This window comes from Kitasatospora sp. NPDC059327 (genome assembly GCF_042752535.1).
GTDB lineage: Bacteria > Actinomycetota > Actinomycetes > Streptomycetales > Streptomycetaceae > Kitasatospora.
This window is the reverse complement of the sequence record NZ_JBHYYB010000027.1, coordinates 18,564-29,687: the sequence shown is the minus strand read 5'-3', so window position 1 is coordinate 29,687 and position 11,124 is coordinate 18,564. Positions and strand designations below refer to the sequence as shown.

10 protein-coding genes are annotated in these 11,124 nt (G+C 71.8%); 3 read left to right on the top strand and 7 right to left on the bottom strand.

The features are described 5' to 3' along the window. Nucleotides 1-29: 29 nt before the first annotated feature. Entirely contained in the window at nt 30-1,133 is a 1,104-nt protein-coding gene (locus ACFXHB_RS18460) for an LLM class flavin-dependent oxidoreductase (protein ID WP_380575420.1), read from the bottom strand. Between the two features lie 492 nt (nt 1,134-1,625). Here ACFXHB_RS18460 and ACFXHB_RS18455 point away from each other — a divergent pair, with 492 nt between their 5' ends. Both ACFXHB_RS18455 and ACFXHB_RS18450 read left to right on the top strand, forming a co-directional pair. Continuing rightward, the gene (locus tag ACFXHB_RS18455; protein ID WP_380575418.1) at nt 1,626-2,222 is read left to right on the top strand and encodes a DedA family protein; all 597 of its coding nucleotides are present in this window, start codon (nt 1,626-1,628) and stop codon (nt 2,220-2,222) included. Nucleotides 2,223-2,594: 372 nt separating this feature from the next. Next, nucleotides 2,595-3,872, top strand: coding sequence for a hypothetical protein (locus tag ACFXHB_RS18450; RefSeq protein ID WP_380575416.1), 1,278 nt, complete (start codon nt 2,595-2,597; stop codon nt 3,870-3,872). Between the two features lie 67 nt (nt 3,873-3,939). Here the strand turns inward: ACFXHB_RS18450 and ACFXHB_RS18445 are convergent, their stop codons facing one another. From ACFXHB_RS18445 to ACFXHB_RS18420, 6 genes are all read right to left on the bottom strand, one after another. Next, nucleotides 3,940-4,860, bottom strand: coding sequence for an alpha/beta fold hydrolase (locus ACFXHB_RS18445; protein WP_380575413.1), 921 nt, complete (start codon nt 4,858-4,860; stop codon nt 3,940-3,942). After that, nucleotides 4,857-5,948, bottom strand: a complete 1,092-nt coding sequence (locus ACFXHB_RS18440; protein ID WP_380575411.1) for a branched-chain amino acid ABC transporter permease — start codon at nt 5,946-5,948, stop codon at nt 4,857-4,859. Before ACFXHB_RS18440 ends, ACFXHB_RS18445 begins: the two co-directional genes overlap by 4 nt. 167 nt (nt 5,949-6,115) lie before the next feature. Further along, the gene (locus ACFXHB_RS18435; protein WP_380575410.1) at nt 6,116-6,982 is read right to left on the bottom strand and encodes a branched-chain amino acid ABC transporter permease; all 867 of its coding nucleotides are present in this window, start codon (nt 6,980-6,982) and stop codon (nt 6,116-6,118) included. Further along, nucleotides 6,982-7,875, bottom strand: a complete 894-nt coding sequence (locus ACFXHB_RS18430) for an ABC transporter ATP-binding protein (protein WP_380575498.1) — start codon at nt 7,873-7,875, stop codon at nt 6,982-6,984. Before ACFXHB_RS18430 ends, ACFXHB_RS18435 begins: the two co-directional genes overlap by 1 nt. 65 nt (nt 7,876-7,940) lie before the next feature. Beyond that, on the bottom strand, nt 7,941-8,717 hold the full coding sequence (locus tag ACFXHB_RS18425) for an ABC transporter ATP-binding protein (protein ID WP_380575408.1): 777 nt from the start codon (nt 8,715-8,717) through the stop codon (nt 7,941-7,943). Nucleotides 8,718-8,722: 5 nt separating this feature from the next. Continuing rightward, a complete protein-coding gene (locus ACFXHB_RS18420) occupies nt 8,723-9,997 on the bottom strand; it encodes a substrate-binding domain-containing protein (protein ID WP_380575406.1) in 1,275 nt (424 codons plus the stop codon). Between the two features lie 360 nt (nt 9,998-10,357). Between ACFXHB_RS18420 and ACFXHB_RS18415 the strand changes: the two genes are divergently transcribed. Next, nucleotides 10,358-11,119 (top strand): CoA transferase subunit A, encoded by a 762-nt coding sequence (locus ACFXHB_RS18415; protein WP_380575403.1) that lies wholly within the window; start codon nt 10,358-10,360, stop codon nt 11,117-11,119. The last annotated feature ends 5 nt before the right edge of the window (nt 11,120-11,124 follow it).

Sequence of the window (11,124 nt, the reverse complement as noted above, 5' to 3'; positions counted from 1 at the left end):
CTCGCCGACGAGCTCGGGCGCCTCGGAGCTCAGACGGCTTCGGCCGCCTGGCCGGTGAGCCCGTAGGCCCGGGCGATCAAACCGTAGGAGCGGTGCCTGGCCTCATGGCCGTGGATGTGCGAGGTGACCATCAGCTCGTCCGCCCCCGTCCGCTTGCGCAGTGCCTCCAGCCCGTCACCGACCTCGCCGGGCGAGCCCAGGACGACATTGCCCAGCCAGTCGTCGACGAAGTCGGCCTCCACCGGGCTGTACGGGTAGCTCTCGGCCTCCTCGGGGGTGGGGATCGGGCCCGGGTTCCCCCGGCGGAGTCGGAGCATGCCGAGCGCCGAGGAGCGCGCGAGCCGCCGGGCGGACTCCCGGTCGTCGGCCGCGACCGCGTTCACCCCGATCAGCGCGTACGGCTCGTCGAGGACGGACGAGGGGCGGAACGACGAGCGGTAGAGGTCGAGGGCCGGGATGGTGTTGGTGCTGCTGAAGTGGTGCGCGAACGCGAACGGCAGGCCGAGCCGGCCGGCCAGCTGGGCGCTGAACCCGGAGGATCCGAGCAACCAGATCGGCGGCCGCCCCTCCCCCCTGGGAACGGCCGTGAGCCGGGCGTAGGGGTGACCGTCCGGGAAGTCGCCGTCGAGGAAGTGGGTCAGCTCGGCGAGTTGCTGCGGGAAGTCGTCGGCCCCCTCGGAGAGGCCCCGCCGCAGCGCCCGGGCGGTCGCCTGGTCGGTGCCGGGAGCGCGGCCCAGCCCGAGGTCGATCCGGCCGGGGTGCAACGCCTCCAGGAGGCCGAACTGCTCGGCGATCGCCAGCGGCGCGTGATTGGGCAGCATCACCCCACCGGATCCGAGCCGCAGCGTGGTGGTGTGGGCCCCGAGGTGGGCGAGCAGTACGGCGGGGGTGGAGCTGGCCACACCCGGCATGCCGTGGTGCTCGGCGACCCAGAACCGGTGGTAGCCCCACTCCTCGGCACTGCGGGCCAGGGCCGTGGTCGAGGCCAACGCCTCGGCCGGGGTGTAGCCGACGCCCACGGTGGCCAGGTCGAGGATGGAGAGCGGCGCGGGCGCCGTGCCCCGGACGGTGCCCCGGATCGCCGCGTGGCTCTGCGGTTCGGGCCCGCGCTCCTGCTGGTCGTCGGTGGTCATGCCGTCCGCCTCCTGGCCGTCCTGGTGCTGTCCGAGTGGCGCTCCGAACGACCGCGCACCTGGTCGCGGTCGCCGCTGCCAACGGGGGTCAACCACACCGCAGGTCCCGGTGTTCCCGCTGCCCGGTGCCACTGTGCGACGGATCGCCTACCGACCGTTCGGCTGACTCAGAGCCAGCGAGCGGACACGCGTGGCGACTTCACGCCAGAGCGGGAAGTCGCCAGCCGCAGGGCTCGCGATCGACGGGCGACGTCCGGCAGGCTAGGGACCAGAGCGGATCACCCAACGGGATCCGCCTCCACCTGCAAGGTCATCGGGCTGGACCAGCGCCGATCGATCCCCGCGAGCCCCTGGAACGGCACCCCGCTCCAGGGGCTCGCGTCTTGTGACGCCGAGCAGAGCCGGGGTGCTTCATGGCATGAAAAGTCGAGGCGCTAGCGTTGTCCCCTGCAGCCATCTGCTCCCCCGGGCAGCCTGGAGGGAGTACCAGCTTTGGACATCGCAACGGTGATCGGATCCTCATGGATCTGCGCCCTGGCGCTGTGCGCCGTACTCGGCGACGCGTTCCTCCCCTTCATCCCCAGCGGAACGCTGGTGATCCTGGCCGTGCTCAAGACGGCGCAGATAGACGGCGCGCCGGTGGTGCTGGGCCTCGGCGTGGCGGCGGCCTCGTTCCTCGGTGACCTCCTCCTGCTCCGACTGGCACGCCGGGGCGCCCCCTCCGTCCAGCGGCGACTCGATCACCGCCCGCAGCTGGCAGCCAGCGTGGCCCGGGTCCAACAGGCACTGGACGGGCGGACCAGCGGCGCGGCGGCCGCGATGGTGGTGGTCGCCCGCTTCGTACCGGCCGGCCGGACCATCCTCGACCTGGCCATCGGCCACTCCCCCGGCCACCCGCACCGCTTCCTTCGCTGGTCGGCCCTGGCCGCCCTGGTCTGGGCCGCCTACATCGTCACGCTGGGCTGGCTCAACAGCCACTGGTTCGACACCGCCTGGCTGAGCCTCGCGGTCTCCTGCACCGCCGCCACCGTGATCAGCACCGCCATCGCCCGGATCGTGCGGCGCAACCGCCGGCTCGTCATCAACTGACCCCGCGGGCCCTCGCCACCGAGGACGGCACCGGACCGGCCGCGGCACCGCGCACCCCGAGCCCGCGGAGTCGTGACGCCCCCGACCCCGGGACGCCCCCGGACGCCCCTGGACACAGCGGGGAGACATCGGGTCGCTACGACCGCCGACCGCCGCAGGGTGTGCGAAGCGTCACAGGACGGCAACAGAAGGCCGGTCGTTGCAGCCCATCCATGCCGGGTAGGCGTGTTCATTGTCGATGGACCCCAGGCACCTTGGTGGCCTCTGCGTCCACATGGCATGCTAACGACGGATTACACATCAATTGCCCGATTTGACCGGTACGGCCCACTGGCGCCATATCCACCCGGCCAGCGGCACCCAGGGGAGACCATGACCAGCATCTCGCGCAGGACCGTGCTCAGTGCCACCGCCGCGACCGTGGCGCTCGGGGCGGTGGCGGCGTGTTCCAGCGGCGGAGCGGGCTCAGGGTCGAGTTCGTCCGCCCCGAATCCGACCGGCAGCGGAAGTGGCGGACCGACGGGGAACGGCACCCCGACCAAGGGCGCGTCCAAGGGGACTCCGATCGGCGACGGCTCCACCTCCGACACCGGCCCCCAGCCGAATCAGCCCAAGGCGGAGAAGCTCAAGCCCGGTGAGCGGCCGCCGCAGTTCGTGGTGTTCTCCTGGGACGGCGCCGGCGGCACCGACGACGGCCAGTTCCCCCGCTTCCTCAAGCTTGCCGAGGAACACAAGGCCGCCATGACCTTCTTCCTCTCCGGCATCTACACCCTCCCCAAGGGCAAGGCCGATCTGTACCACCCGCCGAAGCACGCGGTCGGCGCGTCCGACATCCCCTACCTCTCGGACGGGGCGGTCAAGAGCACGCTCAAACTGATCAGCCAGGCCTGGCAGTCCGGCCACGAGATCGGCACCCACTTCAACGGGCACTTCTGCTCGACCCGTCCGGACGGCAACGGCGTCAACAAGTGGACTCCCGAGGACTGGCAGAGCGAGATCGACCAGGCGGTCTCCTTCGTCACCCAGTGGCGCACCAACACCGGCTTCACCGATGTCGACCCGCTCCCCTTCGACTACAAGAAGGAACTGATCGGCGGGCGCACCCCTTGTCTGGAAGGGCAGAAGGCACTGCTGCCGACCGCGGCCGCCCTGGGGTGGAAGTACGACGCCAGCTCCTCAGGCGGTCAGCAAATATGGCCGCAGAAGGTGCAGGACGGCAAGATATGGGACTTCCCGCTGCAGAGCATCCCGTTCCCCGGGCACGCGTTCCAGGTCCTCTCGATGGACTACAACATCCTCGCCAACCAGTCCTCCGGCAGTACCAAGGGTGACCCGTCCAAGTACAACGACTGGCGCACCCAGGCCCGGGACGCCTATCTGGCCGGGTTCGACCGTGCCTACAACGGCAACCGCGCGCCGTTCTTCATCGGCAACCACTTCGAGCAGTGGAACGGCGGCATCTACATGGACGCCGTCGAGGAGACGCTCAAGACCATCGCGGCCAAGCCGGAGGTCCGGCTGGTCTCCTTCCGCCAGCTGGTCGACTGGCTGGAGGCCCAGGACCAGTCCACCCTCCGCAAGCTGCGTTCGCTGAACGTCGGACAGGCGCCGGCCGGCGGGTGGGAGACCTTCCTCGGCGCCGCCGGGTGAGCGCCCCTCGGCATTGAGGTGCCGAGGAGACGGCCGGCGGGGTGGCGGCGCCCCGCCGGCCGATCCGCTACCGGAGCCCCCGCGCGGCGTCAGGTCCCGTCCCGAGCAGACCTCGCACCACGGCCTCGGCGCCGGCCCGGCTCCAGAGGATCGAGTAGTGATTGGTGTCCGGTACGAGGCTCGCGGCCACCCCCCGGGCCGGATCCAGCCCGGCAGCGGCGAGCCGCTCGGTGTCGTAGAGGCCCTGCGGCTCGTCGAGCAGTCCACGCTCCGCCCACAGCAGCTCACCGGGGCAGGGCAGTCGGTGCACGGCGGCGGCCGCGTCCTGATCCAACAGGACCTGCTCACCGTCGAGCCGAACGGCCTCCAGTACGCAGGCGGAACGCAGTTCGGGCTCGGCACCGACGAGATCGCGCTGGGTGTAGGCGTCGATGCCGTCGGACCAGCCGGCGCCGAAGGCCGGGTGCCGCTGCCAGAACGCGCGGTAGGCCGCACGGTCCGGGAAGGTCATCGACAGCCGCGCCAGCGCCGGTCCGAGAACCGCGGCCAGCGCGTCCTCGGACCGGACGCCGGCCGGGACCGGGAAGCTGACCGCTCCGTCGACCAGCAGGACCCGGCTGACGAGTTCCGGGTGCCGTACCGCGGTCAACGCCGTGATCCAGGCGCCCATGGAATGGCCGACGACGACGGTCGGCCCCAGGTCGAGGGCGCCGATCAGGGCCGCCGCGTCGTCCGCGTGCCGGGCCAGGCCGTACGGCCCACCGACGGTACGGCTGGCGCCGCGCCCGCGCAGGTCCGGCGCGAGCAGGGTCGCCCGGCCGGCGAGCACCCGGGCGACCTCGAACCAGGCGAGGCCGTTGGCGGTGATGCCGTGCAGGGCCACCACGGTCGGGGCTCCGGGTACGGTGGCGGGCCAGCGGAGCACCGCCAAGTCCCCACCGGGCACCGGGACCGCCAGCTCTTCGGGGTGCTGCGGCGGTTGGTTCACGCGGGACTACCTCCTGAGGGACGGGAACGGTCGGCACCGGAGCGGCTCGTGGCCCGGGCCGAGCGGACGGAACGGGCGGCACGGATGCGGGCGGGCAGTCTGGCCAGGCCGCCGGGCAGCAGATAGACCACCGCGACGAAGAGGCCGCCCAGGAGGAACAGCGGCTGGGAGAGCGGGACACGGAGAGCGGCGGGCAGGTCCGCGATCGTCTCCGAGTTGGCGACGTCGCCGAGCCGATGGCCGGCCCAGGTGTAGATGACGCCGCCCACCAGCGGGCCCCAGCGCGTGCCCGACCCGCCGAGGACGACCATGACCAGGAGCGAGAGCGTCGCGTCGGAGGTGGCGGCCTGCGGGGTGGCTCCCCCGGTCAGCAACAGGTACACCACACCGCCCACCCCGGCAAGGCCTCCGGCGAGGACGAAGGCGATCAACTTGTAGCCGTAGGGCCGCAGTCCGAGGACCTCGACCCGGCGCTCGTTCTCCTTGACACCCTCCCAGACCCTTCCGACCGGCGAGCCGACGGCCCAGTGGACGGCGGCCAGCGTGAGGACCAGGTAGGCGACGGCGATCCAGTAGAGGTTGGCGGTGTTCTCGATGCCCAGGAGGGCGGCGGGCAGCCGATCCGCCGGGGCGGACCGGCCCTCCTCGCCGCCGGTCATACCGCCCGGGTTGCGCTGGACGAGGATCGAACCGGCCTGCGCGAAGGCCAGGGTGACCATGGAGAAGCCGATGCCGGTGACGCGGAGGCTGACCGAGCCGAGCAGCAGGGCCAGCGCGACGGCACAGGCGACCCCGAAGAGCGCCGCCGCGGCGAACGGCAGTCGGAGCTCCAGCATGCCGAGGTTGGTGGCGTAGAGGCCGGTCGCGAAGTAGAGGGCGTGGCCGAAGGAGAGCAGTCCGGTACGGCCGAGCAGGAGGTCGTAGCCGGTGGCGAGTGCCCCGTAGAGCAGGCACAGGGCGAGGAGTTGGAGGCTTCCCGGGCTGCCGAGCGGGCCGTCGAGCAGTCCCGGGACGGGAAGCGCACTATAAGGGGCGACAAGGAGCAGGATCAGCAGAGCGATCGGGCACCAGCGTAGCGCCCGGTGCACCGCTGTCGAGCGCTCGGCGATTGATTCACCTGTTCGAGGGATGGCGCGGTTCGTGTCCGCCCGTCCAGAATGTCTCTCGGCAGGGCTGGTGTCAGTCCCCCCTGCCGAACCGGCCGTGGCGAGGCCGGCCGCGGTGCCGTCGGTGCTCGTGTCAGGGGTCTTGGTACTCACGCGAGCCTCCCGGTGAGTCCGCGGGGTCGTACGAGAAGCAGTACGGCCAGCAGGACGACGACCGAGAGGTCGCCGAGCCCCGCAGCGGTGTAGTAGTTGGCGAACTGCTGGACGAGGCCGACGCACACCGAGGCCACGGCCGCCCCGGTGACCGAGCCCATGCCACCCATCACGACGACGACGAAGGCGAAGATCAGCAGCCCGGTCCCCTGGCCGGGATTGAGCGAACCGAAGTAGAGGCCGCCGAGGGCACCGCCGAGCGCGGCGGCGGCACCACCGATGGCGAAGACGAGGGTGAACGCCTTGCGCACGTCGATGCCGAGCGCCGTGACCATCGCCCGGTCCTCGACGCCGGCCCGGACGATCAGCCCGTAGCGGGTACGGGCGAGGAACAACCGAAGAGCGAGCAACAGCAGGCCGGCGGCGGCCACCAGCACGAAGCGGTTGACCGGGACGGTCGCACCGAGCAGGTACCAGGTGCCGGAGAGCAGAGCCGGCTGCGGGAAGGGGCGGGCGTCCGCGCCCCAGATGCCCATCAGGAGAGCGGGCACGGCCAGACCGACGCCGACGGTGGCGAGGATCTGGTCCCGGGGGCGGCTGTAGAGCGGCCGGATCAGGAAGAGCTCCAACAGGACGGCGGCCGCCGTCCCCACCAGAGTGCCGAACGGCACCGCCAGCCAGAAGGGGAAGCCGGCCTCCACGCCGGCCCACCAGGTCGCGTAGGCGCCGATGGAGAGCAGGGCGCCGTGCGCGAAGTTGAGCACGTCCATCAGTCCGAAGATCAACGAGAGACCGGAGGCCACCAGGAAGTACAGCGCCCCCAGACCGAGTCCGGTACAGGAAAGGAGAACGATGGTGTCCATCAGGGGTTCACCTCCGGGGTGACAGGAGCAGCGGCCGGATCCGGACCACCCTCCGAGAGGCCGGCCGGCGCGGCCGAGGAGCCGGCGCCGGGGCGGTGGCTACCGACACCCAGGAGGCGGCGGGCCGCCTCCTCGTCGGCCAACAACTCGGCGGTGTCGCCCCGGTGGGCGGCGCGGCCGTCGGCGAGGACGACACAGGCTCCGGCCAGGCGGCGGACGAGGGCGAGATTCTGCTCGACCAGGAGGACGGGAACGGCCTCGGCCGCGCGGGCCAGTACGTCGGCCACCTCGGCGACGATCTTGGGGGCCAGCCCCTTGGTCGGCTCGTCGGCGATGATCAGCCGATTGCGGTTGAGCAGGGTCCTGCCGATGGCCACCATCTGCTGCTGGCCGCCGGAGAGCGTTCCGGCCAACTGGCCGGCCCGCTGCTTGAGTTCGGGGAACAACTCGTGGACGAGGTGGTAGTCCGGTTCGCTGTCCCGGTCCCGGTCCCGGCCTCGGCCTCGGTCCTGATCCCGGCCTCTGCTCCGGCTCCGGCTTCGGCTCCGCTCGGCGAGGCGCAGGTTCTCGGCGACCGTGAGACCGGCGAAGATCCCGCGGTCCTCGGGGGCGTATCCGATGCCCTGGCGGACCACCAGGTGGGTAGGCAGAGAGGAGAGTTCGGTCCCGTCGAACAGGACGCTGCCGGTGCGTGGCACGAGCCCCATCACGGCCCTGACCGTGGTGGTCTTGCCGGCGCCGTTGCGCCCCAGGAGAGCGGTGACACCGGTGGTCGCCACGTCCAAGTCGACTCCGTGCAGGATGTGCGACCCGTCGATGACGACCCGCAGATCGCGGACCGAGAGGAGGTATCCGGCCGAGGCCGGGCCGGCAGCGGCAGCCCGGCCGTCCACCCCGGGAGCGGCGGAGGCGAAGGAGGGCGACGCGGCGGGGCGAGCGGAGGAGCGAGAGGAGTCGATCACAGCGCCTCGCCCAGGTAGGCCTGCTGAACGACGGCATCCGCCATCACGGCCTCGGGGGTGTCCAAGGCAAGCAGCGTGCCGTGGTGCATCACGGCGAGGCGGTCGGCCAGGCCGAGCAGGACGTCCATGTGGTGCTCCACCATCAGTACGGTGCGGCCGAGGTCACGGTGCACGGAGCGGATCAGGGCGGTGAGGGCCGGCACCTCCTCCGCGCTGACCCCGGCCATCGGCTCGTCCAGCAGGATGAGCCGGGGATCGGAGACCAACAGAACGGCGAGTTCGAGCTTGCGCTTCTCACCGTGGGAGAGCGCGCTCGCCACGGTGCCCGCCCGATGGGCGAGTTCGGTGCGCTCCAGGGTCGCGGCCACCTGGTCCGTGTAGCGGTCTGCGCGGCGCCAGAGCCGGTACGAGACTCGCGGTCCGGCGGCGGCCTGTGCGGCCAGCCGGACGTGGTCGGCCACCGTCATCCCCGGCCAGAGGGAGGAGGTCTGAAAGGTACGCCCGAGTCCGCGGCGCGCCCTGGCGTGGACGGCCTCGGTGGTGATGTCGGCACCGTCGAGTTCCAGGCTGCCGCTGCTCGCCGGACAGATACCGGAGATGAGATTGAAGAGGGAGGTCTTACCAGCACCGTTCGGCCCGATGAAGGCGATGAACTCACCTTCCCCGACCGAGAAGGAGACGTCCTCGACGATCGGTACGCCACGGACGGACCAGCCGAGGCCGGCCAGTCGAAGCACCGGCGCGGCCACGGTGGACGAATCGGGACGGGGCACGGTGATCAGCCCGCCATCGGGGTGACCGGGGGCGCCACCTCGTCCGCGGTCAGCGTCCTCTCCACCGAGGGCTTGGCCGCCGCACCGGTGCCGGTCAACCTGACCTGGAACATCGGCTGGAGCAGGGCGTGGTCCTCGGCCCGTACCGTGGTCCGTCCCTTCACCCCGTCGAAGCTCCAGCCCTCCAACGCCTTCACCAGGGCCGAGGTGTCATCGGCGGAACCGTGGGCGCTCTCCACGGCGTGCACGATCATCTGGGCGGCGGTGAAGCCGTCCGGAGTGAAGATGTCGGACTTTCCGCCGCCCGCGGTGACGGCGTCGTCCATGGCCTTCTCCACGGGGGTGCCGGCGGCTCCGCCGAAGTAGTGGTTCAGAAAGGAGATCTTCTCGCCCGCCGGGCCGAAGAGCGGGTAGGAGGCGGCGAGGTCGAGCCCGGTGACGACCTTGGTGTCGGCGAACACGTCCTGCTGGCTCAGGGCCGTCCACAGGGCCGACGAGGTGTCGCCGGCCCAGGCGACGAACAGCAGGTCGGGCTTGGCGGCCTTGGCCTGGGTGGCGAACGGGGTCAGGTCGGTCGCGCTCGGAGGGGCGAGGACCGAGTCGACCGTAGCGCCCTGCGCTCCGAGCACCGCCTTGACGGCGGCCACGTTGGCCTGCCCGAAGGCGTTGTCCTGAGCCAGCACGGCGACCTTCCGGCCCTTGACGTCCCCGATGAACGAGGCCGCGGTCCTGATGTCCTGGTAGGACTGGCGGCCGGACCGGAAGGTGTAGGCGTTCAACCCGGTGACCTTGTCGGCGGCGGCCGGTCCGCTGATGAAGAGCACCTTGTTCTGGGCGGCGATCGGTCCGACCTGGAGGGCGACGCCCGAGGCGGTGGAGCCCGCCAGGATCTTGTGACCCTTGCCGATCAGGTCCTTGGCGGCCGACACGGCCTTGGCCGGATCCCCCGCGTCGTCCTGCTCCTCGAACTCGATCCGGTGTCCGTCGACCGCTCCGGTGCCCTTGGTCGCGTAGGCCAGCCCGGCCTTGAAGCCCTCCAGGTACTGCTTGCCGTACGCGGCCAGCGGCCCGGTCCTGGAGTACACCAGGCCGACCTTGACCGGGCTCTTGGAGCCGCCCCCGTCCGCCGTCGTGGTGCCCGCGGTACCGGCCTTGGCGCAGCCGGCCGCGAGCAGCACGCAGGCCGCGGCGGCGGCGAGCCTGCGCCCCGGCCCGCCCGAGGCGGCCGAGCCCACGGCGACGTCGGAGGCGGTCCTGGTGGGGGCTGTCGAGCTGCGCATGGTGACCGACTCCTGAGGGTGCGGCGGGGTGGATGCCGGAACCGTAGGTGTGGGGTGAAGGCTGCGACATGTGCCCGGGCGCCGTATCGACGCGCTCGGCTGTGGCCCTGCCCGCCATACCGTCGGGTCCGAACCCTCCCGCCGGGCACTGGATGTGGGCGCCGGCCATGTGGCCGCACACCTCCGTGGGGCCGGTCGCCATGGCCGCGGTGCCCCTCACACGGTGACGGTGGTGGAGCACGGGGAGGCACCGGCCGGCCCCGCGTCGTCAGCCTCCCTCCCTCACACCCTCGGCCGCGGCCCGCCCGCCACTCCACCCCCGCCGTTCCTTCCGCCCCTTCCCCCTCATGAGGTGACCCTGTGGACAAGGTCCTGGACTCCGCCGCCGACGCGGTCGGCGACATCCCCGACGGAGCCGTGCTCGCCGTCGGCGGCTTCGGCCTCTGCGGCATCCCGAGCACTCTGATCGGCGCCCTGGCCGCCACCCGCGCCACCGGACTGCACGTCGTCTCCAACAACTGCGGGGTGGACGACTGGGGGTTGGGCCTCCTGCTGCGGGCCGGCCGGATCGCCCGGACGATCTCCTCCTACGTCGGCGAGAACAAGGAGTTCGCCCGGCAGTACCTCTCCGGCGAGTTGGAGGTGGAACTGACACCGCAGGGCACCCTCGCCGAGCGACTGCGGGCCGGGGGCGCGGGCATCCCCGCGTTCTACACCCCGGCCGGGGTCGGCACCCAGGTCGAGGAGGGCGGGCTGCCCTGGCGCTACGGCGCGGACGGGTCGGTGACGCTGGCCTCGCCACCGAAGGAGGTCCGAGAGTTCGGCGGCCGCCGCTACGTGCTGGAGGAGGCGATCACCGCCGACTTCGCGCTGGTCCGCGCCGAGGTGGCGGACCGGCACGGGAACTGCGTGTTCCACGCCGCCGCCCGCAACTTCAACCCGCTCTGTGCCACCGCCGGCCGGGTCACCCTGGTCGAGGCGGACCGGATCGTCGAACCCGGCGTGCTGGAGCCGGACGCCGTCCACCTGCCCGGGGTGTACGTCGACCGCGTGGTACTCGCCGACCCCACCGACCGCCGTATCGAGCGCCGGACCGTACTGGCCGCGCTCCAGGAGGCCTGATCACG

Coding starts and splice junctions, on each gene's coding strand:
- ACFXHB_RS18460 (WP_380575420.1), bottom strand. CDS start 1,133: ATGACCACCGACGACCAGCAGGAGCGCGGGCCCGAACCGCAGAGCCAC.
- ACFXHB_RS18450 (WP_380575416.1), top strand. CDS start 2,595: ATGACCAGCATCTCGCGCAGGACCGTGCTCAGTGCCACCGCCGCGACC.
- ACFXHB_RS18435 (WP_380575410.1), bottom strand. CDS start 6,982: ATGGACACCATCGTTCTCCTTTCCTGTACCGGACTCGGTCTGGGGGCG.
- ACFXHB_RS18420 (WP_380575406.1), bottom strand. CDS start 9,997: ATGCGCAGCTCGACAGCCCCCACCAGGACCGCCTCCGACGTCGCCGTG.